This window comes from Streptacidiphilus sp. PAMC 29251, from assembly GCF_054208735.2.
Window position 1 is genome coordinate 275,157 of sequence record NZ_CM135725.2, and the last position, 22,900, is coordinate 298,056.

A 22,900-nucleotide genomic window follows, 5' to 3' on the forward strand; every position below is an offset into this window, starting at 1 on the left:
TGGTGACCGCTGGGTGTACTCGTGCTGGCAGGGCGGCATGATCGCTGGGCTTGATCATCTGTCAGCGGGTGGCCTGGAGGCCGGTGAGTACCAGCAAAGCCCGCAGCAGCGTGGTCGCGTACGCCGCGCTCATGCGGACCTTCGTCAGCACGCGCCATGCCTTCAAGTTCGCAAAGCCGTGCTCGTTGGCCGCGCGTTCGCGGCTGACCAGGCGGTTCGCCTCCTTCTGGGCGGCGGTCAGCGGCTTGCCGCGCGCAGCCTTGCGGCCGGTGATGATCACGGGGTTCTCGGGGTCGTCGTCCAGGCCGACGAAGCCGAGGTCGGCGATCGCGCCCAGGCCGGCCTTGCGCAGCTGCGCGGTGATCTTGTTGCGGCGGGCGGTGGTGATCTCGCTGGAGCGTCCCGGTGCGGCCGATGATATCCAGATCAGGTTGCCCTTCTCGTCGGTCAGGGCGAGGAAGAGCAGGCCGTGGGCCTTGTGCTTCCTCGAGTAGTTGGGCCGGTCCCGGTCCCCGGTCCGGCGTCGGGTGCGCACCAGAGTGCCGTCCAGCAGCACCACGACACCGCCCTTCGCGGCGATCTTCTTCAAGGCGCGGTCCAGCCGCGGGGCCTGCTCAGCCAGCAGGCCGATCACCTCGATCACCCAGCGCCGCAGGGTCGCCGCCGAGATGCCGTTGCCGCCGGCCAGGTCGGCCAGGCGCTGGTCATGGCGCAGGAACGCCAGGACCAGCAGGGCCTGCCGCCCCGGGTCGAGCTTGCGCCAGCGCGAGTCGATCGCCTTGCGCCGAGCCCGTATCAGGCCTGCGACGTGGTTCACCACGCTGGTGGACAGGGAGAGTTTGACTTGGTAAATCAGTGGGGGTGAGCCCTCGGCCGGGCTGTTGTTGTTGGTCACACGACGCCAACACCCGCCGGGGGCCACGCTGTTACGGCCCGATCCAGCCGTTCGGCACCGACCGGGCCTGCGGGGGGATCAGCTGGGCGGTGTGAACAGTCCCGGAGCCGTCTCGCGCAGCCAGCCCCGGTCCGTCAGGCGCTTCGTCCGCGCGCGCATCGCCTCCACCTTGCGCGGCTCGGTGCCGATCCCCAGCCGCTCGCACAGCTGTTTGCACCGCACCGGGGCGCCCGCCTCCGCCATCTCCGCCAGCACCCGCTGGTACTCGGCCGACAGATCACCAGGTCCGGCCGCATCCTTGCGGTAGGGCACCACCCGTGACGGCTCCACGCCGGCGACCATGGCCGGATCCTCTTCCCCGGCCGCCCCGTGCTCGGCGAGCAACTGCCCCACGACCTGCTCCGCCGAGACGACCCGGGCCAGCTCGGCCTGGGCCTCCGTCAGCTGCTTGCCCAGCAGTTCGACCTGCTCGGCGAGGTAGGCGCGCCGCGCGCTGATCCGCTGCAGTACCGGGTCCACTGAGCCCCCTGCTGCTCGAGTAGTGCTCTTGTTACGGATCGTAGGCGACCCGCACCCGGCATACGGGAAGAACAGACAGTCACCCAAGGATCCGTGGCGGACGATCAAGCCCGGCGATCATGCTCCCCTGCCAGCACGAGTACACCCAGCCGTCACCACACCAGACCCCCTACCAGCCACTTCAGGATGAAACGGGCTCACTGGGACGGATAGCCGCCCGCTACGGGATGTCGGCCACTGATCTGCGGGCATCGTGGGAGTGGGGGAACAACCCGCCACGCTCCCCCGGGATCGATGGGGTGCGCCCCGACGCCGAGGTGCTGTTCGACGCTGCCGGGCAGGACCTGCTGGCGGCCATCTGCCGCACCGACGCCGCCATCCTGCGACGCGCCCTGCCCACCTGGACCCATGAGCCGGCCCTGTTCACCGCGCCGGTCACCGAAGGCCGCCCGCAGGGCCGCTGGCAGATCGGAGCAGCGGCCCACGGCCCGGTCGCCTACGGGTGCCGGCTGTGCACCGCCCGGCGCACCGGGCAGCAGGTCGTCGCTATGCGCTACCGCGAACAGTGGCAGCGCGTCTGCCGGCGCCACCGGCGCTGGACCCTGGGTGCGGGCGAGGGTCACGACCTGGAGCACCTCGACCTGGGCGCCTGCCCGGAGATCGTGGCGGCGCAGCGGCGGTGGCCGGTCGTGGTCCGAGGGGCGGCGATGGCGGAGGTGGCGCCGGGGGCGGTGTTCGCGGTCGCGCGGGCGGTGGTGTGCCAGTGGTGGGAGCTCGCCCTGGAATGGAACGACGAGCGAATCTGGCCCGCCCGCCTGCACCGGCTGACCGGAGGCGACGCCGGTCCGCAGTTCTGGTGGTGGCGCGCGGTCGCCCGCGAGGCGGCAATCTTCCCCGAGGTCATGGCCCTGGCCCAGGCCCTGCTCGACCCGGCTGTCACGGAAATGGTGTGGCAGGACAGCGGCGCGCACAGCATCCGGCCCTTCCCGCCCGACGGACGGTTCGGCCAGGAACTCGGACGCAGGCTCGACCGGCCCTGGCTGGGAGCAGTTGGCGCGATCCCCGACAGCAGCGCACTGAACGCCTGGTGGGGCGCCCTGGTACGCCAGCGCCGCGGCACCGGACAACCTGGCGACTGGGGGCAGGACCCCTGGTGGATCAAACGCGACGACCAACCCCTCTCCACCGCCGCGCAGCTGCGGACCCTGGCCCAACGCGCGGACGGCACCATCACCTGGCGCGCCTCCATCCCCCGGCCAGAACGCAGCTGGATCAACGACCGGGTCCGCGACGCCACCGACCTCCTGGCCACCCTCGACGTCCACGACACCGCACCCCTGGCCACCACCACCCAGGACCTGATCGACACCCTCCACCAGGCCATCGCCACCCTCGACCAAGCCATCACCGCCATCGCCAGCTCCGCCCACACCGCCGGCATCCCCATCCACCAACTCGCCGACTGGACCCACACACCCGCCCAAGACCTCCAACAGAACATCGACGACCACCAAGCCGACATCGAAGACCAGTACGGCTACCGCCGCGGCCCAGCACCGGCTTGAGACCATCGGTACTGACGGCCCAGTGCGGCCGGGGCGGACGAGCTCAGGCCAGCGAGCTGTCGACGCCTGGGGTCTCGGCTTCAACGGGGGCCGGCGCACCGGGGTCGACGAAGAGGGCCAGGTACCGGAACTCCCCCGCGGCCCCAGCCTGGAGCGAGTACGGCCGCCAGCGCAGCGGGTAGGCACCGCGCAGGACCCGGGTATTGGGCGCGTAGTCGCCCCCGCCCCACAGCAGCGTCCCGCTCAGTTCGCCGCCCTCGTGCAGGCGGAACTCACGGTCGCGCGACTGCTTGCCCGCCAGCTTCGGCTCCTGCCACAAGGCCGGCTCGTTGCTGACCAGCAGCGCCAGGCCGTTCTGGTCGGGGCGGTCGCAGAACTTCTCCAGCCGGGCGACGTCGAAGACGAAGTCGCGCCTGGCCAGATCAGGGGCCCCGTGCGACTTCAACGCGTACCGCTCCTGCACCGGGCCAGTGCCCAGCACACCGTTCCAGGAACGCTTCACATACTTGAACTCCACCGCCGTGCGCCCCAACGGACCGACACACAGCAAGTCCAGATGCTCGACACCCGCTGAGACGGTCTGCCGCACCTCCAGACGACACTGCACCTCGCGATCCAGCTCCCACAGCACCCGCGCGAACCCGTGCTGCAGATCCGCCTCCGAATGGAAGACCGGCCGCGCCGCCGCCAGCCGCGCCATCACCTCCGACAATGCCACTCGTCCGGCTATCAGGCCGGAAGGGTCACCCGGCATACGGACGATCGGTGCCTCGGACGGGCGCTCAGCGGGCACGACAGCCTCCTGGAGGGTGATCGAGGTTGAGCCTGATCCGGCCCCGGGCCCCGCAGATCCTCTGGGGCAGCGCCGGTGCTCCTGCGTTACAGGGCGTCGGAGAGCTTGCGCTGCGCCGCGCGCAGCCAGCGGTCGATGACTGCGAAGTCCGTGCCGATCAGACCTGCGGCTGAGTCCACCCGGTGCAGCAGGGCCGGTTCTGGATAGTGCGCAGCCACCCAGTCCCGGTCGGTGTCGGTGATCTCGTCGTCCACCCAGACGAAAGGCTGCCCGCGGACCCAGTCGAGCAGGCTCCGGGTCTTCCAGTGCAGGCTGTTGTGCCCGTCCTCGTCCGACGGCTCCGGCCACAGCACCACAGGCAACTGCGGCAGGCCGATCCGCGGGCCCACCCACTCGTTCGCGTCGTCCGTCCAAGCCGTGGCCCAGACCAGCTCGCACCCCAGCATCAGCAGCCGCGGTCCGAGAGCGGGATCAAGCCTATCCAGCAGAGGATTCGCATCGACCTCACCCATCCCGGGGCCGACCGGATAGGTCCGGTAGCCGCCCGGCAACTGACGGGACGTGGCACCAAAGGGGATCAGCGGACCGTCCACATCGAGGAAGAGCAGCGGACGCCACGCAGAATCGCTCACCGCCGCACCATAGCCCAGGGGCCGCAAACTTCCGACTCCGGCAACTGGCTTGTGCGGAAGGGGCGGAGCAGCCGGGCACGGAGCCGTCGATCGGATCGCTCACCGGCTGTCGGGCCGAATGAACAGCGGGGATTGTTGATCTTCGTGGTTGGGCATCGCTTCACAGGCAGTAGTGCCGCTGACGGCCGGACCGGATGAAGGGGCGCTGTCGCGGGGAGGGCAGGTTCGGCCAGGGGAGGGCCAGATGGCACGGCAGAAGTCGATGGCGCAGCAGTTACTCGACGCCTACCAGGCGAAGCAGAAGGCGAAGGCCGCCGCTGTGAAGAAGGGGGCGGCGGAACGCGATCGGCTGGCCAAGAAGGCCGAGCGGGACCGGCTCCAGCGCGAGCGCCGGACCTTTCCCGTCCGGACCTTCTGGGCCGCAGGAAGTACGCCCAGTCTTCCGTGGCGCTGTTGCACAGGGTCCGCGAGCAGAGCGACTCGGGTGTCCTGGCACTGATCGGGCCGTGGGGATCAGGAAAGTCGTCGGTCCTGGAGATGACGATCGGCCTGCTGAAGGAAGCCACAGCCGACCAGTGGCTCGTCGCCGACCTCAACCCGTGGCTGTACCCGGATCTGGATTCCTTGACAGCTGCGCTGTTTACCGAGATCCGTAACGCCCTGCCCAAGGACAAGCGATGGTCGAAGTCGAGGGAGAGCCTCGCTGAGTTCGGTAAGGAGATCGCGCCCCTGGGCAGCCTGGCCAGGATTGTCGGTGTCGACGGGAAATCGATCTTGCAGGTCATCTCCAAGCGGGTCGGTGGTGACACCAGTGCGTCCGCCGCGAAGCGCAAGGTCGAAGCAGCTCTGCGTGAGGCCAACCAGCCGATCCTGGTCGTGATGGACGACCTGGACCGGCTCACCCCAGCCGAGCTCCTGCTCGTCTTCAAGCTCGTACGGCTGGTCGGACGCCTGCCAAACGTGAACTACCTGCTGAGCTACGACGAGCACACCCTGCTGGACGTACTGCGGCGCAGCGACCTGGTCGGCGGTGAGGAGTCGCGGGCTCGTGACTTCCTGGAAAAGATCGTCCAGGTGCGGCTGGACCTGCCCGCGTTCCGCGAGCGCGACGCGGTGAAGTTGATGGATCAGTACCTGACGGAGGTCTTGGAGGATCACGGCCAGCAGTTGACTTCCTCGGGTCTCTCCCGATTCGCCGAGGCATACAACGGCCACCTGCAGATGCGGCTGAACACGCCACGTGCGATCAAGCGGTTCATGGCGCAGGTCGATGCGAGCCTGGGCTCAGTGGTCGAGGACGTCGACCTGGTCGACTTCCTGCTCGTCACGTTTCTGCGCACGATGGAGCCCGGCATCTACGCCATGCTCAAGCTCCACCGCGCCGAACTGACGGGCACCACCTACACCCCGCAGGGCAACAACCCGCAGGAAAAACTGGAGCGCTGGCATGACCGGGTCCGGAAGGCAGGTGTGGCCGACAACCATGTCGATGAAGTGCTGGGGCTGCTCGCCGTCATGTTCACCCCGATCGCCGCGGTAGTCGACACCTGGAGCACCAGCGCCGCGAGCGATGCGGACCGTCGGCACGGAATCGGGAGCGACGACTACTTCGACCGCTACACCGCGTTCACTGTCCCCGACGACGACCTGTCCGAGGCCGCGTTCGACCGCGCGCTGACCCAGGTCGCCTCCGGCGCGCCCGGCGATGAACACGCCGCGCTGGTGGCACGACTTCGTGACGACACCCACCGAGTCACCCGCAGGATCCTGCTCCGGCTGCCCCTCGACGCGGAGACGAGCACGGGGCTGCTGGCACTTCTCGCCGACGAGTACGGCAACGCGGCCGGTCCGCCCGAGGCCTTCGGCCTTCTCCGTCCGGCAGCCGCGGTCCAAAACGCCGCCCGACACATCCTCGCCCAGCTCCCGTCCCAGGGACGCCCCGCCGCGCTCGCCCGCATGGCGCAGACCGCGGACGGAGCGGTACTCGCTGTCCAGACCCTGCGGAACACCGTCTACCCGCAGGACACGGCACCCGCCGGAGACCTCGCGACCGACACGAGCCTCGACACCTGGGCCCGCACCAGCAGGGACGACCTGTCCCGCCTCCTTCCCACACACCTGGCAACTGCCGCGCAAGCGCCCGCAGACCGCATCACACCCCTGGAACGGGAACTCCTCCTCGCATGGCGCCTACTCGCCCCGGACCAAGCAAAGTCCTGGATCAACGAGCGCCTGGACGACCACACCTGGGACCTCCTCCCCCTCCTGGTCAGCCTCACTGCCCCGGAACTGCTGCGCTCCAGCAGCAGCAGCCGCCGCGTGGTACTCGGCCCCGTAGACCTCGACCTGTTCGATGCGCTGGTAGGACTCAGCCGTATCACCACTCACCTGGCGACCGAGATCGACGCAGCCCCACCGCAGCTCCCGCTCACCGCATCCCTGGCAACCCCGGGCCTGGAGCAGCAGAGTGTCCTGAGCGCACTTCGCCGCCATCGCGACCAAAACCCCACACCACCCGCCCCGTAGCCACAAGGAGCAACCTACCCATCCGCGCCCACTGAACCTGAACAGCGATCAGGACACCGCACACCCCTCCGACGGACATCCTCTGCCTACGAGCCAGCCCGGGCGACGCCTCGGCACCCGGAGCCGCGCCATCGACCGGTGTCCGCGCAACCAGGGCGGCCAACCACACCATCTGCTCGTGATGATCGGAACGGCGCTCGTGGTCTCGGTGAGCCTGCGAGTACCGCGGAGAAGATCAACCGACGAGGCGGCGTCGCCAGTCCAGCGCGCAGATGGTGACGGCCCGCTCCGGGGTGCCGTCCCACTCCACCAGAAGCCCGGCCGTCTCGAGAGCCGCCGCGACCTCCCGGCCGATGGCCGCGGTGGTCTGGGCAGAACCGTCGAATCCGCCGTACAGGAGCTCCAGGCCCCGTCCGGCAGCAGCCGCGTCCGTGCACTGCCGATGGAAGTACACGAAGCCGCGCGCGCCCGGCGCCGCCTCGGCCCCGATCTCAGCCTGTCCGCAGTTACGGCAGCAGGTGAAGTTCTCCCGCGCCGTGATCCCCGCCGCCTCCAGCGCGCTAAAGGCACGGGTGACGCGCTCGGGGTCCGTTTCGCCCTCCCATCGAGACTGCTCCTCAACCCGCTCCAGCCAGAGACGGTCCGCCAGCAGCTTCGCCTGCCTGGGCGAGACGGGCCGGCGGTCCTGCGAGACGAGGTACTCCTCGGCGAGTTCGGCCAGTTCCGCCCGCGAGGCGTACCCGCCGACGATCACCTCGCGGACACGGGCTTCGAGACGCTCACGCTCCCGGCTCTCCAGATCCAGCGAGGGCACCGGCGCAGCAACCGGGACCGGGCCCAGGTCCAGCAGCTCCCAAGCAATCCCGACGTCCCAGTCGTCGTTCAGGCGAGCCCAGCCGGTCATTGCCTCGATCACCCGCTCGGGTCCCTCGATTCTGCTCTGGAAGTGCCGGTCGGGAGCACCGCCGCGGTGCTCCAAGGTGTAGTCCTCCCCCGCGTGGTGCAACACCTGGATGTAGACATCGGGCAGGTCCGGTATCCGCTCGACGACCAGGAACGTATCGCCCGGGGCACCGATCCGGCGGACCAGCGCGGCCAGGTCGACCGCGGGTACCCGCAGATGGCGCCGACTGTTTTCCGTCTGCACGGTGATCGCAAGCATGGAGCACACTCTGACACGCACCCCCGACACTCCGCCCCATCAGGCTACCGACAGGCGAGCAGCCCAGCGTCGGACGCCGTCTTCCCGGCCTGCGGGCATGACGCGGAGACCATCCCACTGGACCTGCGCACCGCCTGGCACAGCCCCCATCTCACCGGCCACCGGGAGCGCCACCGATCAGAACGCAACGCGGGTCCGACTACAGGGACCGGCGAGCACGGCGGAACCGATACCGCACGGCCACCCCACACAAGCGCCGAGAGGACCCCACCCCGAGCCACCCAGCCAACCTGACCAACAGCCAACGAAGCTGACCACCAAACCCCGACCTGCAGTAATCCCGGCAACCCCCGTAGAGATCCCGCAGACTGCCCAACCACCTACATGACCAAGGCCAGCTCAGACCACACAACCACCAGCCATGATCACCGGGTGCGGACACCTGCCGTCAGCCGGCGGAGAAGTAATGGCCGTTGTCCAAATCGGCGAGCAGGCTGGGCTGTGCGGGTTCCCAGCCGAGGGTCCGGCGGGTGATGAGGTTGGACGCCGGGTAGTTCTGCGTGACTATGTTCGCGAGGAACCCGAAGTATCCCGGCACCATCAGTACGTCCGCGGGAATGCTCACGGCGGGCAGGCCCAGGCGGCTGCCGATGGCCTCGGCGATCTCGCGGAACGCGATGGCGCCGTCCCCGACCGCGTGCCAGTATTTGCCGGCCGGCCCCTTCTCCAGCGCGATGCGGAACAAGGAGGCGACATCGCGGGTGTGCACGGCGTTCCACAGGTTCGCGCCGTCTGCGGGGTAGCCGACGACGCCCTTTTCCTTCGCGAGCGCGATCAGCGTGGGGAGGAAGCCGGTGCGGTCGGTCGTGCTGTGCGCGATGTTGGCGATCCGCACGACCGAAGACCGCACTCCGCGCTCGGCGAGGCCGATGACGGCGGTTTCCACGACGTTGCGAACCCGCAGGGTGCCCTTGTACTGGTCGCCGCCGGGAAGGGCCGGGTCCTCCTCGGTGGCCGGCCGTCCCAGGTGTTGCCCGGGCGAGCCGATGCTCCCCGCCGTGACCAGGGGCTTTCCGGTTCCCGCGAGTGCCTCGCCGTATGCGAGTATGACCGGGAGCTCCGCGGCGGCCACGGCGTCGATACCGCCGGAGGGAAGCAGGTCCTGCCTGTGCGCGACGTGGATGACGCCCTCGGAGTCCGCGGCCGCCTCCTTGAGTCCGTCGAGATCCTCAAGGTCGCCGCGGCGCACCTTCGCGCCGAGCGCGGCCAGCGTCGCCGCGGCCGCGTCCGATCGGGCCAGGCCGGTGACCTGGTGCCCGGCGGCGATGAGCTCGGGGACGATGTAGGAACCGGAGTGGCCGGTCCCGCCAGTGACGAAAACACGCATGCTGCTGGTCCTTGTGATTGGTGTGGCGCGAGAAGTGGTGGTGCGGGCGCGCTCAGGAGGACGTGTTGATCCCGAGGGTGAAGTTGAAGCCCCCCGCGCCATAGCGGCCCAGGCCGATCATCACCAGGCCCGTTCCCTCCAGCCAGCGCGCCATTGTCAGGGGGCCGGTGTCCATCGGCCGCAGCCCGAGGCTCTTGATGAAGGCCGACACCGTCGCCTTGGCCTCGGCGTCGTCGCCGGCGATGAGCACGTCCAGCGGGTTGCCCTGCGCCAGCATGTGACCGAAGACGGTGTTGAACGCCTTCACGACGTGCGCGCCGGCGGGGGCGGCCTTGGCGATCTCCTGCGCGCCGGAACTGCCGTCGGGGGTGACAAGGCCCTGGGAGTCGGGGGAGGCGGGGTTGGTGATGTCGATGATGACCTTGCCGTGCAGTGCGTCCCCGTACCCGCTGACCACCGCCGCCGCGCTGGCGTACGGCACGGCGAGGACAACGATGTCCCCGGCCGGGGCGGCGCCGGCCGTCCCGACCGTGGCGCCGCCGAGCGCGGCGGCCAATTCCTTGGCCTTAGACCGGTCGCGGCCGATGATCTCGACGGCGTTGCCGCCGGCGAGCGCCCGGCCGGCCAGGGCGCCGGCCATGTTCCCCAGGCCGATAATGCTGATGCTGCTCATGGGTGTGCCTGCTTTCTGAAGCTGGATAGGACGCCATGCCCACCGCGTCGCCGTCAACGGTCGCGTCGTCGGGCGCCGTCGAATGACGCGATGAACGGCGGCCAATTCCTGAGGTGCTCATTCGGGGCCCGGGGCCTGCTGCAATTTCCTATATCGAAGTCTTGTGCCGAATCCGCTTCGCCCCCCGTGGGTACTTATTCGGGTCTTCAAACTTGATGGGCCGTCAGCGGCTTGAGCCAATTGACTGTCACGTTGGGTGACGATGCCGGGTGTGGTGTGCCCCGGATGCAAGGAGCCCGCAGGGATTGGTGATCATGGTTCTTGTCTAGAGAAACCGATCACGAACACCTGCGGGCTCGAACATCAACGATACCTGTGCCGATACGGACGCGACACTGCTGCTGGGCCTGGAGGGGCTGGGGGTGATCAAGGTGGAGGAGGTCGGGCCGGCTCTCGTCGTGCACGTGGCGACGGTGGACGAGGGTGCGCGGGCATGCCCGGAGTGCGGAGTGCTCTCCACGACGAGGAAGGGCCCACGTCTCACCCGCCCCCGCCAACTTCCTTACGGTGGACGACGTGTGGATCTGCACTGGCACAAGTCCCGTTGGTTCTGCGCGGAACCGCTGTGCCCGCGCGGCTCGTTCACCGAGCAGGTCCGCGAGGTGCCAGCGGGGGCCCGGCTGACCCGCGCGCTGCGGCGCGAGGCCGGACGCGTGGTGGCCGACGACGGCCGCACGGTCGTACAGGCCGGCCGTGACCTGGGCATCTCCTGGCCCACTGCCCAAGCTGCCTTCGAACAGTACGCCGAGCTCGTCCTGCCTGATCAGCCGCCCGTGACCGAGGCCGTCGGCATCGACGAGACCCGCAGGGGCAAGCCGGTCTGGCGGGAGAACCCCGAAACGGGCACATGGGAACTGGTCGCCGACGCCTGGCATATCGGCTTCGTCGACGCGGTCGGCGGCCAGGGCCTGCTCGGGCAGGTCGAGGGCCGCAACGCCGCCTCCGTCGCCGCCTGGCTCACCCTCCAGCCCGAGACCTGGAAACAGCGGGTCAGGTACGTGGCCATCGACCTGTGCGCCACCTTCCGCGCCGCCGTGCGCACCGCCCTGCCCCACGCCCGAATCGTCGTGGACTGCTTCCACGTCGTCCAGCTCGCCCAGCGCCACCTGGCCGACCTGCGCCGCCGCCTCACCTGGAGGCACCACGGCCGCCGCGCCCGCAAGGGCGACCCCGTCTGGAGCGTCCGCAAGCTCCTGCGCCGCAACAAGGAAGACCTCACCACCACAGAACTGGCCACGCTTGCCGACGAGTTGACCGATATGGGTACCTACGGCAAGCAGATCCTCGACGGCTGGCGTGCCAAGGAGCTTCCTGCGCGACCTGCTGCGGCTCACCGCCAAGCACGCCCACGTCCTTCCCGACCGCTCCGCGGTCTCCGCCGCCCGCTACCGCTTCCAGGCCTTCTGTGCCGACCGCCCCTACCTGGTCGAACTGGTCACCCTCGCCGAAACCGTCGACCAGTGGTGGCACGGCATCGAGAACTACATCAAAACCGGCATAACGAACGCCGCATCCGAAGGCAACAACCGCGTGATCAAGCTCGAAGCCCGCAAGGCCTACGGCTTCCGAAACCGCCGGAGCCAACGCCTGCGATCACACTGCGCAACCACCCGAAGGGCACGCGGAAAGCTGACGACCCATCAACTTTGATGACCCACTTATTCAGGCTGCCATTGGCCCGAGTGGGCGTCCAATACTTCTTTCAGTCGTGGTGATACCTTGGAGTCATCACCAGGCTGGGAGGCGCCATGGATCTGGACCTGCGCAAACTGCGTTACTTCGTCGCCGTGGCCGAGCAGTTGCACTTCGGCCGGGCCGCCGATCAGCTGCACATCGCGCAGCCGGTCCTCAGCCGGCAGATCCGCGCGCTTGGCTTCGTATGTGAAGTCGGGTTCTTGCAAGATTTTCGTGAAGGGGTGACAGTGCGTCACTTCGGTGCCATCGTCGGTGCTGTGTGACAACCTGCAGGACGTCGTGTTTCCGCACCTGGTGTCGGTTCTGGTGGGGCGGGTGCGTGTGGTGGGCGGGGTGGTGCGGGTCACGGCCCGTACCCGCGATGGGACCGTGCTGTCATGCCCGGACTGCGGCTCCGCGTCGGGCCGGGTCCACAGCCGCTACGAGCGTCACCTGGCCGATATGGCGGTCGGCGGTCGGGCGGTGGTGATCGACCTGACGGTTCGGCGGCTGTTCTGCGACGCGTCCGGGTGTCCGCGCCGGACCTTCGTCGAGCAGGTCCCGGGCCTGTCCCTGCGCTACGGCCGGTACACCCCGTCGCTGCTGGAACTGCTGCAGGCGGTGGGGCTGGCGCTGGCCGGGAGCGCGGGCGCGCGCCTGTTGCGGGTGCTGCACACCGTGGTCAGCCGCGTGACAGTGCTGGCCCTGGTGATGGCGCTGCCCGAGCCGGCGCTCCTGTGTCCGCGGGTGCTGGGTGTGGACGATTTCGCACTCAAGAGGGGCAGGATCTACGCCAGCGTATTGATCGACGGTGACTCCCATCGGCCGGTTGACCTGCTGCCGGACCGTGAGGCCGGCACCCTCGCACGGTGGCTGCGCGCGCATCCCGGTGCTGAGGTGATCTGCCGCGACCGTGCAGGGGCCTACGCGGACGGTGCGCGGACCGGGGCACCGGACGCCCTGCAAGTGGCTGACAGGTGGCATTTATGGCACGTGCGCCGTGAGGCGCTGATTGATCGAGTGGAGGTGGGAGACCTTCGCCGCTGTCCTGTCGCAGCAGGGCGGTGAAGCTGGGGGCAGCCTGACCCGGGAGGTGCCGGGGAGGGTGGCAAGCGGCCCTGACGAAGCCGGGACGTGTCAGCACTGCCAGATGGTGCGGGTCCGGCGAGCGAGACGGAGAGGTATACGAGAGGAACCGGTGTTCGAAGCCTCCTAAGGTGACATCAGCTCGAACCTGGCGGATCTGGGCTGGTTGCGGTGCGTGCTCGCCGGTGCCAAGGCGGGCAACTTCCCGGCGGTTTCTGCCAGAGCGCCGGGGAGGCCACGGTGAAGTGCTGCGGGGTAGCCGTGGCGATGCCGCGGGGGTATAGCCGGGTGCCTACTCCGACGATCGATCAATCAGTGAACACGGGAACCTCCCCGGCTCTGCCCGGGTTCCGCGCGGCCAGCGCGGGAACCGGGCTGGGTCCACCGTCGGCCGACCGGGCCGGGGAGGGGCGGAGCCGCCGTAGTACTCCGAGCCGGGGAGAGCCCGGCGCATGGGGAAGGGCGGCAGCGAGATTGCAAGGGAGGAACTGCAATGTCCGAAGACACCGGGGTGGATGCCCTGGTCGCGTGGCCCTCGGTGCTGGTTGCCGAGGCGCGGGTACGGAAGATGCAGACCAAGCTGCACCGTTGGGCGGTAGCCGATCACGGCTTCCGGTTCGACGATGTGTTCAACTTCGTCTGTGACCCGGCCGTCCTGGTGATGGCGTTTGAGCGGGTCGCGGGCAACACCGGAGCCCGGACAGCAGGCGTGGACGGCGTTCGCGCCGCCGACGTCCTGGCGTCCGGAGTGACAGCGCACCTGAACCACATCCGCGACCAGCTCCGGGCCGGGGCCTTCCAGCCCCTGCCGGTGCGCGAACGGATGATCCCCAAGGCGGGCGGGAAACTGCGCCGGCTGGGGATCCCGACCGTTGCGGACCGGGTGGTGCAGGCTGCGTTGAAGCTGGTCCTGGAGCCCGTGTTCGAGGCGGATTTTCGTCCGTACTCCTACGGGTTCCGGCCCAACCGGCGTGCACACGACGCGATCGCCGAGATCCACCTGTTCGGCTCTCAGGGATACCGCTGGGTGCTGGACGCGGACATCGAGGCGTGCTTCGACCGCATCGACCACACGGCCCTGATGGGCCGTGTCCGGGCGCGGGTGAAGGACAAGCGGGTGCTCGCGCTGGTGAAGGCGTTCCTCAAAGCCGGGATCATGACCGAGCTCGGCGAGCGGAACGAGACCGATTCGGGAACCCCGCAAGGCGGGATCCTCTCGCCGCTGCTGGCCAACATCGCACTGTCCGTGCTCGACGACTTTGCCGCCGAGCAGTGGACCAGCATGATGGGCAGTCGGCGCGATCGCGAGCGGCAACGGCGGCGGGGCCTGCCGACCTGGCGACTGGTCCGCTATGCGGACGACTTCGTCGTCATGGTCCACGGCACCCGCGAGCACGCCGAGGCGCTTCGCGAGCATGTGAGCGAGGTCCTGGCCCCGATGGGCCTGGTGCTGTCAGAGGCCAAGACCCAGGTGGTGCACCTTGCGGACGGGTTCGACTTCCTCGGCTTCCGAATCGTCTGGATGCGGAAACGCGGAACGGACAAGTGGCACGTCTACACGTTCATCGCCGACAAACCGGTCGCGTCGCTGAAACGGAAGATCAAGGCACTGACCCAGAAGTTGTCGCATCTCGATTACAAGATCACGCTGATCCGGATCAACCAGATCCTGCGCGGCTGGGCCAACTACTTCAGGCACGCGGTCGCCAAGCACACCCTGCAGACCCTGCACACCTTCGTCTGGTGGCGCATCGTCCGCTGGGTGATGCACCGGCACCGCATGACGTGGACGGCCATCCGGCGATGGCTCCGCGGCCCCAACGGGCGGTGGAAGCCCATCGAAATGGACGGGATCCAACTGTTCGACCTCGGCAGAGTACCGATCACTCGGTATCGCTACCGAGGCACGAACGGCATCCCCAGCCCTTGGCCGGACGCTCTGGGCAGCCCGTTTCCAACGGATGATCTCGTGGAGAGCCCGGTGCGGTGAGAGCCGCACGCCGGGTTCGGAGGGCGGGTCGGGGAAACCCACCGGGAGTAATCCCGGCAGGGCGCCCCGGCCCGACCCATCAACCTCGGTGAAGCGGTGGAACGCTGCGTCTCCGCCCACCGCGGCTGCCTGCGCGAACCCGAGGACCCCGAGATCCTCGAACCCGCCGCACCGCCGCAGATCCTGGAGCTCCCCGAGCACACCGGCATCAGTGCGAACCGTCCGGCGCACCGCTTCACCGACCGCCTCCAGGAGTGCCACGCTGCTGTCCACGCGGAGCTCGCCACCGGCGCGAGCATGCGTGCGGTCGCCCGAAAACTGGGCCTGGGTCGCAACACTGTCCACAAGTACGCACGGGCCGCGACCTGGCAGGAGATGTTCCACGGTCAGTGGCAGGATCGCACCAGCATCCTGGACCCGCACCGCGAATACCTGCTCCAGCGATGGTCCGAGGGCTGCCACAACGCTCTCGCCCTGCACCGCGAGCTCCAGACCCGCGGTTACCAGGGCAGCTACGGACTGCTCCGCGACTTCGCCCGGCAGCGCTTGCGTGGCCTGCCCGTTCCGATCCGGCCCGCACCCCCGGCCCCACCGACCGTGCGCCAGGCCACCGGCTGGATCGTGGGCCACCCCGACGGCCTGGACGAGGACGCGCATCGCCGACTCAAGGCCGTCCTGGACCGCTGCCCGGAACTCGCCGCCGTCCACGGCCACGTCCACGGCTTCGCCCGGATGCTCACCCAACTCCAGGGGGTCGACCTGCCCTCATGGATGGCCGCCGTCCGCGCCGACCACCTGCCCGGCCTGGACAGCTTCGTCCACGGCCTCGAAATCGACCTCGCGGCCGTCACCGCCGGACTCACCCTGCCCTTCAGCTCCGGCGCCGTCGAAGGCAACGTGAACCGGATCAAGATGCTCAAACGGCAGATGTTCGGCCGCGCCGGCTTCGCCCTGCTACGCAAACGCGTCCTATTGGCTGGCTGACACGAAGCTGCGGCGGTAGGTTGCCGACCGACACGAGAGAAGATCAACCATGGATCCCCGGCTGCCGCGCCTTCGCCGAAAGCTGGCGAAGATTGCCTTCAACCCGCTCCGCAGTCACTCCTTCGGCGAGGAACAGCACCGGTTTCGCCTCGGACCACCACGGTCTGAAGCCCAGGTCACGGCATTCGAGAACAGCAACGGCGTGGAACTGCCCAGCGCCTACCGCACGTTCCTGACCCACATCGGTGCGACAGGAGCCGCTCCGTTCTACGGCCTGCTCCCGCTGGAGAAGTGTCTCCTGTTCACCATGGACCCGAAGACGTCGCCTGCCAGCCCACGCGGCTTCACCGCGCTCGAAGAGGGGCACCGACACGGCGACCTCTTCCTCCACGTCATCGAGGCAGGCTGCAGCGACTTGGTCCTGCTCGGCATCACCGGCCCCTTGACCGGGCGAATCCTGACCGGCAACGCCGACGGATTCTGGGGCCCCACTCTCTCCCAGGCGATGGACTTCATCGCCTGGTACGAACTCTGGCTCGACGAAATGGCAGCCGGACACGACAACCGCGCCCTGGAACTGACCTCACCACAGAACGCCTCTTGATCCAGCACGCTCCGTCACCCCTTCACGAAAATCTTGCAAGAACCTGAGATTTGACTCCACCTGCTGGCGTCGGGCGCTCGGCCGGGGCTGTTCTGGGCAGGCTCCGGATGCGGATCATCGGGCCTTGTTCGAGGAATTGTGCGCGGTGCTGGCGGGGGCCAGGTTCGAGCCTGCGCCGGTTGGCCAGGAGGGCCTGTATGTGGGCCAGGCCGGAGGGCGTCAGGGCTGGCTGGCGTTCGCAGCGCGCGGCCGAGCCTGGTGACGGTCAGCCGGGGCGTGGTCAGGGCGGGGGACGTTGGAGTGCGGGCTGCCCTCGCCGCCGATCACTACGTCCCCTCGGCTCTGAGGTGAGGCGTCACTCCGATTCTTGGACGATCAGCGCAAACCCGACGCCGTTGCAAGTGGGACAGACCGCTCCTGCGGAGCTCCCGCCGCCATGACATTCGCTGCACAGTCCGTCGTGCCAGGTCGATCCGTCCAGTGCGTGGTGGGGGCGCGGATAGTGCGTGTCAGGAAGACCCCGGTCTGCGCAGGCCCCGGTCTGCGCAGGGGTAAGCACCGCCTTACGGCGCGGTGTACGAATAACGATCGTGGTATTGCCCGGACATGAAGCAGGCCGTGCGGTGGAGTGGTGTTGTGACGCATCACCCGGGCCGCACGGCCTTGTCCAAGCGTATCTTCACCGGCCTCCAGCCGCGGCGACTCGGCAAACTCGTCGCCGAACTCGCCGGCGTCTGGACTGCTGCCGAGGAATCCCGGCTGCGTGAACGCCGAGGCCACGAGCGGTTGCGTGCGGCCGGGGCCGGCCCCGACCACGATCTGGTGTTCGTGGACCGGATCATCGTGACCCTGGTGGCGCTGCGCTTCCAGCTCCCGCACGCGGCCCTGGCCGAGCTGTACCGAGTGGACCGCTCCACGGTCACCCGCGCGATCCGTGAGATCAGACCGCTGCTGGCCGCACGCGGATTCGCCGTCAAGGACCATCCCGAGCTGCGGCTTCGCACCCTGGCCGACGTCTTCGCCTACGCGGCGGCCGAGGGCGTCGAGCTGCGATTCGACGGGACCGAGGTCCAGGTCCGCCGCCCGCGCGCCAACAAGCCCGGCCGACGTGCGTTCGTCTCGGGCAAAAAGAAGATGAACACCAAGAAGGCCACCGTCGTCACCGACGGCCAGGGCCGGACTCTGTGGGCCGGGGCGTTCCGCCCCGGGCGGATGCACGACCAGACGGCGGTGCGCACCGAGGGAATCGCCGACCTGTTCAGGCAGTTCCCACAGGTCAAAGCCAAGGTCGACGCCGGATACCGGGGCCTGGCGAAGGAGTTTCCCGACCAGGTCCAGGCTCCGCCGCTCAAACCGAAGAAGGACGCGACACCCCAGGAACTCGCGGCCTGGAACGCGGAACGCCACCAGCAGTCGTCGGAGCGCATCTGCGTGGAGCACGCCAACGCCGAGCACAAGCAATGGCGCACCCTGCAACGCTTCCTCGGCCGCCGCGAAGACTTCGACGAGACCTACACAGCCGTAGCCGGCCTGGTCTCCGACCGCGCTGCCGAGAGGTGATCACCCATCAGACAACCCGCCAGGCCGACACGCCCTGACCTCAATCGCACACAGCGCCGTTACCGCACAACTTGCTCCCACCGGGAAGTCAGTCGAACCCCGTCCACGACCTGACGGACCGCTCGCTGCCGACACTCGCGAGGGCCTCGGGTGCTGCCACCGCCCTGGGTCGGTCGGCGATGTCGGGCCACCTCCAGCGGGCCGGGCCCGCCTTGAACCTCGTAGAGAAAATCTGGACGCACACCCGGCCGACATCGCGGAGTGGGGCGCGCTCAGGTGGGGTAGCGGGTCAGAAGAGCTGGACGCGGGTGATGACGCAGTGGGGTTCGGGTGCGTCGGCGACGATGACGTACTCGGCGACGCCCAGGGAGCCGCCGGGCCCCAGCGGCATGCGCCGCTGCTGGGGCCATCGCTCGGAGGCCGAGCTGTCGGGGACCAGGCCGCGCGTGGTGTTGATCTGCACGGTGGCGGAGAGGATCGCGCTGAAGACGTCGCCGATCACGGCCGGGTCCTGCAACAGGGCCTGGACCTCCGGCGACAGGTAGCAGGGCCACCCGTCGTCATCCTCGGCTCCGTCCTCGCCGTCTTCGTGCGGGATGTTCGAGTCACTCAACGGGCAGGGCCGCCGCGCGCCGGGCCTCGACCGCGTCGGCGACGCTGCGCAGTGGGAGCGTGCCGGCGAGGGCGGCAGCGGTGAGCTGGTCGCCGTGGGCCTGGTCGGCGTCGAGGACCGCCTCGCACCACCAGTACCGCAGTACCGCCTCCGCGTCCTGCGGCGCCGCCGCCAGCAGCTCGCGGTAGAACTCCATCCGCCGCGCCCCGGACAACGCCGCAGCGATCCCCTCGGCGTTGCGCGGCACCGGATCGCCCGCGCCCTCCACATGGACCGACTGCACCGACATGGCCACCTCCCTGCCTCTACGACTCCCCGGCCAGTCTGCCTCCCCAGCACCCCGGACGTCGACACGAACACCGCCCCGGCCGGACCCTGGTCCCGACCTGACGCTATCCGTGCCCCGCACACGACGGGTCCACGGCCCGGAATCTCACCCGATCCAGTGACCACGGAGCGAAATACTCCCAGGTCAACCCGGGTGCGTGCCGTCCAACTCCACAGCCCTGACGCGGGCGCGGAGGTCAGCGATCTGCCCGACGGCCTCGGCCAGCGCGAATTCCAGCGACTCCACGCGAGATGCCAAGCCGCCGAGGGGCACGGTCCCCACGTCCGGGCCGCTGAGCTCTTCCTCGGCGTCGGCGTCGGGGTGCGCGACGAAGGCGCCCTTGCCGGGGCGGGAGACCGCGTAACCGTCCCGCTTCAGCAGGGCCATCGCCTTCTGCACGGACAGGCTGGAGGCCCCGAACTCCGCCATCAGCACCGCCTGCGTCGGCAGCGCATCCCCCGGCATCAGCCCACCGGAGCGGATCCGCTCCCGCAGGGCCTCAGCGATGACCTCGAACGTCAACAGCACCGTGCCGCCCACCGGCCTACGCCCCTGCCTCCCGACCGTCACCGCTGTCCACCTGCCCTCTCCGCGCCACTATCACCGAAATCCGGCCCGTCCAAAACGGGAAACCCAGGCACAGTACCCACACCCCACCAGGCCACCGAAACGGATGAGGAGGGATGCACTTGAATGCGCCGTTGACGCGATGCTACCTTCACGCACCGCTGGTGAACACCACCGCTGACCAGGCCAGACGTCCCCGGCCCACCACCCGCGCCCACCGTTCCCCCGCGCGCTGACCACCCCGGTCACCCCTCTTCCTCCCTCTCTCCCTGCCGGAGGTCTGTCCCCATGCCCGCACAGCCCCAACTCCCCTCCCCCGCAAGCCGAACCTTCGCCGCACTGGCGCGCTCTGGCACGGCCGACGCGTCCACGAACCGCGACTCCGCGCTGGAACATCGGGGGAGGCTGACCGCCCGCTTGGCCAAGCTCGCCGCCGCCGGACACCTCGCGCCCCTGGCCCGCCAGGTCGGCTCCCTGGGCGGCTGCGCCCGCCCGATCCGCCTGACCGGGCACCGCACCCGCCTGGACACCGCCACCGGCCAGATCCTGGACCACCTCGACACCCGCCACCTCCCGGCCGGTGAACTCCTGCTGCGGTGCGGCAACCGCCGCGCCACCCGCTGCCCGTCCTGCTCGAACGTCTACCGCTACGACACCTACCAGCTCATCGCCGCCGGACTGCGCGGCGGCAAGACCGTCCCGACCAGCGTCTCCACCCACCCGCGCGTCTTCGCCACCCTCACCGCCCCCGGCTTCGGCCCCGTCCACAACCAACCCGGCGCATCCCCGTGCACCTGCGGTGCTCGGCACAGTGACGGCGACCCGCTCCTCGGGACGCCGCTGAACCCGCAGCGGTACGACTACACCGGCGCGGTGCTGTGGAACGCCCACGCCCCCGCCCTGTGGGCACGATTCACCACCCACCTGCGCCGCGAGATCGCCCATGTTCGAACATGAGCACGTTGTCGCCGCACACGACGAAGAGCAACCCTCCGGGTTGCCCTCTTCCACATCATCACCACGACCCTGACGCGATCCCGCTCACCCATCACCACAACGAACGTCGCTCAACAGTCAGGGTGGGGAGCGGCAGAGCCCTTCCCGGGTGGGGGCGGGTGAAGCCGGCAGGTGGGACCGGTCCCGGGTGGGGGACTGCCCACCCACCCGCACGCGTACATGCGCCCGTTCACCTGCTCCGGGCCGGGGTCCGCGTCGTAGTGCTGGTGCCATCCGGTCTCTGCCATGGCGTACTGCTCGGGCGGGTCGCAGACTGCCTCTTGGATCTGCCGCCCCACTGCCGTCATCCGGTCCGCGAGCTGCTGCGCGCAGCCGATGTGGTTTACGGCCGTCAACGGGGGACCGCGCGGTGGCCGTGGACACCCCGTGGGCAAGCGCGAGTTCGACACCAGGGAGATCGGGTGGCCTGCTTGGCAGCACGGGGGGCGGCCCTGGCCGGGGCCGTCCCACTATGAGGCGGCCGGCCTAGTCTGGGCCTGGCACGAGCCCAGTTCGACCTGGCCCGTACGGCGCATCTTGCTGGCCCGGTCCGCTCCACCAGCAGGGGAGAGAGCGATGACCGGTGCGCAGGAACGGCAGGAGCTGGCCGTGCGGTAGGAGGGCCAGGCCACCCATGCGTTCTGGCCGGGGCACGGCTCACCTGGAGCGTGCCGAGGCCGGGGGCCGGCAGCACGCCCGCTCAGGGCACCTCATGCGCAAACCAGCTGGGCCCAGGCCCCACACGCAGCCCACAACTGAGCGTGCATCATCGAGCACCAGGAGGAGCAGGATATGACGCCCGAGCAGGAAGCCGTGGTGAAGGTACCGCTGTTCGCGTTTCGACGCGCCGACCTCGGCGCAGGCTTACGTCGACGCGCCGGAGCTGGGCCGCGAGATCGAGACCGTGGCGTCGCTGGAGCGGCAGTTGGAGCCGGAGCACCGTCCCGCGCACGCGGGGCCGGCCACCGTCCCCGCGCGGCGGGAGGTGCTGCTGCGGGTAGCGGCTGCTGCTGACCGGTGGGCGTGGCAGGAGCACGGAGGAGGCCAACAAGCTGGCCGGGCTCAGTGCGTACCAGCTGTGGAAGCACGACTGGGACCAGGAGGAGCCCGGCGGCCATTCGGAGTGCGGGGGCCTGCACGGGGTGCGGTCCCGGGAGTGGGACGCGGCCGGTGCCACCCGCGCCTACGTGCGTCAGGAGTACGCGTTCTGGGTCACCGGTGCCGTGCCGGAGCCGCAGCAGGAGGGCTGAGCGGTGGGGAGTCCGTGGAGGACATCGCAGCTCAGCGGTCCCGCGCGCGGGCATTCACTGAGCACCTGGTCCAAGTCCTGAACGAGGTCCAGGAGGCGGGGGTGCTGCTGTCGGCGCGGGTCGAGGTGGTGGACCACGTGGTGCGGCAGATCGGCGGCCGGTGGTGCCTGAACCTGGGGACCCCCGGCGGCCAGGGCTGACCGGTTGGCCCCGGCCGGGCAGGCCGGGGCCAACCGCGCCGCGTCCGTACATCACCGGTTTTCACGCACATGCCGCCTACCCGGCCTGCGCCGTGGCACCGTTTCCAGAGCTCAAGGGTCGTGGCTTTGACGACCTCGTCGGCGGGTGGGGCGGTCACGGTGACGGGGGTGTTGTAGAGGAAGTCGACCGAGCCAGCGGCAGCGGTCGCGCCGGCTAACCGCAGGACAGCTGAGTCGGCGCCGTTTACTGAGGGGGGCGGTCGTGGTGCGCGGCTGTGCGGGCGGCCCAGTCCGCTGGTGGGGGTGGTCCCACCTGCTCGCTGCAGCCCTCGAGCGCGCCGGGCGGGGCGCCCGCGAGCAGGGCCCGCATCAGTGCCCGGACCTGGGTGTAGGAGCCGTAGAACGGCAGTGCCCACCCGCCGCCCAGGCGCACCAGCAGGCCCTGGTCCAGGGCCCACTGCTCCAGCGGACACCCGGGCGGGTGGAGCAGCACGTGGTTCCACCACTGCCCGCGCAGCAGGGGTGCCGTTGGATCCGCCCCGGCAGCTGCCGCCAGCGCCTGGCGGTACACAGCCGCCAACTCCCCACCGGTCACCGATACGGGGCCTGGGCCGGGAGGTGAATCGGGGGGTGGGTCGTGCGCATCGTCCATACGGAACATGATCACCCCGCAGCACCCCAGCGGCCCCAGCCATTGACCTGTGTGCCGGTCACGATCCAGCCGCAGTCCTATGCCTGTCCCGCCGTCGGGCACTCGTGCGGGTGGAATCCTTCGACCACGCGGGTGGCGCGCACCCGGCACGATGCCCGTGTAGGGGCGAGGATCGAAGGCAGCA

General features: G+C 69.4%; 20 protein-coding genes and 4 pseudogenes. 13 read left to right on the forward strand and 11 right to left on the reverse strand.

Going from position 1 to position 22,900, the window contains the following annotated elements; translation table 11 throughout:
* Positions 1–61: 61 nt before the first annotated feature.
* Together ACXKR8_RS01430 and ACXKR8_RS01435 are read right to left on the reverse strand one after the other, a co-directional pair.
* The gene (locus ACXKR8_RS01430) at positions 62–895 is read right to left on the reverse strand and encodes a transposase family protein (RefSeq protein ID WP_458271042.1); all 834 of its coding nucleotides are present in this window, start codon (positions 893–895) and stop codon (positions 62–64) included.
* A gap of 78 nt (positions 896–973) precedes the next feature.
* A complete protein-coding gene (locus tag ACXKR8_RS01435; RefSeq protein ID WP_458271041.1) occupies positions 974–1,414 on the reverse strand; it encodes a hypothetical protein in 441 nt (146 codons plus the stop codon).
* A gap of 299 nt (positions 1,415–1,713) precedes the next feature.
* Between ACXKR8_RS01435 and ACXKR8_RS01440 the strand changes: the two genes are divergently transcribed.
* The gene (locus tag ACXKR8_RS01440; RefSeq protein ID WP_458271079.1) at positions 1,714–2,979 is read left to right on the forward strand and encodes a DNA-binding protein; all 1,266 of its coding nucleotides are present in this window, start codon (positions 1,714–1,716) and stop codon (positions 2,977–2,979) included.
* A gap of 43 nt (positions 2,980–3,022) precedes the next feature.
* Here ACXKR8_RS01440 and ACXKR8_RS01445 read toward each other — a convergent pair whose 3' ends face one another.
* A complete protein-coding gene (locus tag ACXKR8_RS01445) occupies positions 3,023–3,772 on the reverse strand; it encodes a hypothetical protein (RefSeq protein WP_458271080.1) in 750 nt (249 codons plus the stop codon).
* Between the two features lie 86 nt (positions 3,773–3,858).
* Positions 3,859–4,404 (reverse strand): HAD domain-containing protein, encoded by a 546-nt coding sequence (locus ACXKR8_RS01450; protein WP_458271081.1) that lies wholly within the window; start codon positions 4,402–4,404, stop codon positions 3,859–3,861.
* Positions 4,405–4,648: 244 nt separating this feature from the next.
* Between ACXKR8_RS01450 and ACXKR8_RS01455 the strand changes: the two genes are divergently transcribed.
* Both ACXKR8_RS01455 and ACXKR8_RS01460 read left to right on the forward strand, forming a co-directional pair.
* On the forward strand, positions 4,649–4,903 hold the full coding sequence (locus ACXKR8_RS01455; protein ID WP_458271082.1) for a hypothetical protein: 255 nt from the start codon (positions 4,649–4,651) through the stop codon (positions 4,901–4,903).
* Complete coding sequence (locus tag ACXKR8_RS01460; RefSeq protein ID WP_458271083.1) at positions 4,849–6,930, forward strand: KAP family P-loop NTPase fold protein; 2,082 nt, start codon at positions 4,849–4,851, stop codon at positions 6,928–6,930. The genes ACXKR8_RS01455 and ACXKR8_RS01460 overlap by 55 nt, the downstream gene beginning before the upstream one ends.
* A 235-nt stretch (positions 6,931–7,165) precedes the next feature.
* Here ACXKR8_RS01460 and ACXKR8_RS01465 read toward each other — a convergent pair whose 3' ends face one another.
* From ACXKR8_RS01465 to ACXKR8_RS01475, 3 genes are all read right to left on the reverse strand, one after another.
* Entirely contained in the window at positions 7,166–8,092 is a 927-nt protein-coding gene (locus ACXKR8_RS01465) for a DUF6891 domain-containing protein (RefSeq protein ID WP_458271084.1), read from the reverse strand.
* 448 nt (positions 8,093–8,540) lie between these two features.
* Positions 8,541–9,479: an SDR family oxidoreductase gene (locus ACXKR8_RS01470; protein WP_458271085.1), complete on the reverse strand. Its 939-nt coding sequence runs from the start codon at positions 9,477–9,479 to the stop codon at positions 8,541–8,543.
* Positions 9,480–9,531: 52 nt separating this feature from the next.
* Positions 9,532–10,152, reverse strand: coding sequence for an NADPH-dependent F420 reductase (locus ACXKR8_RS01475; protein WP_458271086.1), 621 nt, complete (start codon positions 10,150–10,152; stop codon positions 9,532–9,534).
* Between the two features lie 509 nt (positions 10,153–10,661).
* Between ACXKR8_RS01475 and ACXKR8_RS01480 the strand changes: the two are divergent.
* The 8 genes and pseudogenes from ACXKR8_RS01480 to ACXKR8_RS01515 all read left to right on the forward strand — a co-directional run.
* Positions 10,662–11,411, forward strand: a pseudogene (locus ACXKR8_RS01480) (transposase); the annotation flags it as partial.
* Between the two features lie 97 nt (positions 11,412–11,508).
* The gene (locus ACXKR8_RS01485) at positions 11,509–11,862 is read left to right on the forward strand and encodes a transposase (RefSeq protein ID WP_462100235.1); all 354 of its coding nucleotides are present in this window, start codon (positions 11,509–11,511) and stop codon (positions 11,860–11,862) included.
* A 98-nt stretch (positions 11,863–11,960) separates the two neighbouring features.
* Positions 11,961–12,084, forward strand: a pseudogene (locus tag ACXKR8_RS01490) (LysR family transcriptional regulator); the annotation flags it as partial.
* A 78-nt stretch (positions 12,085–12,162) separates the two neighbouring features.
* A pseudogene (locus ACXKR8_RS01495) lies at positions 12,163–12,906 on the forward strand (ISL3 family transposase); the annotation flags it as partial.
* Positions 12,907–13,465: 559 nt separating this feature from the next.
* Positions 13,466–14,962, forward strand: a complete 1,497-nt coding sequence (ltrA, locus tag ACXKR8_RS01500) for a group II intron reverse transcriptase/maturase (RefSeq protein ID WP_458271087.1) — start codon at positions 13,466–13,468, stop codon at positions 14,960–14,962.
* Between the two features lie 96 nt (positions 14,963–15,058).
* Complete coding sequence (locus tag ACXKR8_RS01505) at positions 15,059–15,946, forward strand: transposase (protein ID WP_458271088.1); 888 nt, start codon at positions 15,059–15,061, stop codon at positions 15,944–15,946.
* Positions 15,947–15,995: 49 nt separating this feature from the next.
* Positions 15,996–16,550, forward strand: a complete 555-nt coding sequence (locus ACXKR8_RS01510) for an SMI1/KNR4 family protein (protein ID WP_458271089.1) — start codon at positions 15,996–15,998, stop codon at positions 16,548–16,550.
* A 606-nt stretch (positions 16,551–17,156) separates the two neighbouring features.
* Positions 17,157–18,110: a transposase family protein gene (locus ACXKR8_RS01515; protein ID WP_458266773.1), complete on the forward strand. Its 954-nt coding sequence runs from the start codon at positions 17,157–17,159 to the stop codon at positions 18,108–18,110.
* Between the two features lie 289 nt (positions 18,111–18,399).
* Here the strand turns inward: ACXKR8_RS01515 and ACXKR8_RS01520 are convergent, their stop codons facing one another.
* From ACXKR8_RS01520 to ACXKR8_RS01530, 3 genes are all read right to left on the reverse strand, one after another.
* On the reverse strand, positions 18,400–18,723 hold the full coding sequence (locus ACXKR8_RS01520; RefSeq protein ID WP_458271090.1) for a hypothetical protein: 324 nt from the start codon (positions 18,721–18,723) through the stop codon (positions 18,400–18,402).
* Complete coding sequence (locus ACXKR8_RS01525) at positions 18,716–19,012, reverse strand: hypothetical protein (protein ID WP_458271091.1); 297 nt, start codon at positions 19,010–19,012, stop codon at positions 18,716–18,718. The genes ACXKR8_RS01520 and ACXKR8_RS01525 overlap by 8 nt, the downstream gene beginning before the upstream one ends.
* A gap of 183 nt (positions 19,013–19,195) precedes the next feature.
* Complete coding sequence (locus tag ACXKR8_RS01530; RefSeq protein ID WP_458271092.1) at positions 19,196–19,621, reverse strand: winged helix-turn-helix domain-containing protein; 426 nt, start codon at positions 19,619–19,621, stop codon at positions 19,196–19,198.
* 384 nt (positions 19,622–20,005) lie between these two features.
* On the opposite strand from ACXKR8_RS01530, the pseudogene ACXKR8_RS01535 reads away from it, so the two are divergent.
* Both ACXKR8_RS01535 and ACXKR8_RS01540 read left to right on the forward strand, forming a co-directional pair.
* Positions 20,006–20,560: pseudogene (locus tag ACXKR8_RS01535) on the forward strand (replication initiator); the annotation flags it as partial.
* 1,318 nt (positions 20,561–21,878) lie between these two features.
* On the forward strand, positions 21,879–22,064 hold the full coding sequence (locus tag ACXKR8_RS01540) for a hypothetical protein (RefSeq protein ID WP_458271093.1): 186 nt from the start codon (positions 21,879–21,881) through the stop codon (positions 22,062–22,064).
* Positions 22,065–22,308: 244 nt separating this feature from the next.
* Here ACXKR8_RS01540 and ACXKR8_RS01545 read toward each other — a convergent pair whose 3' ends face one another.
* A complete protein-coding gene (locus ACXKR8_RS01545; RefSeq protein ID WP_458271094.1) occupies positions 22,309–22,644 on the reverse strand; it encodes a hypothetical protein in 336 nt (111 codons plus the stop codon).
* Positions 22,645–22,900: the final 256 nt, after the last annotated feature.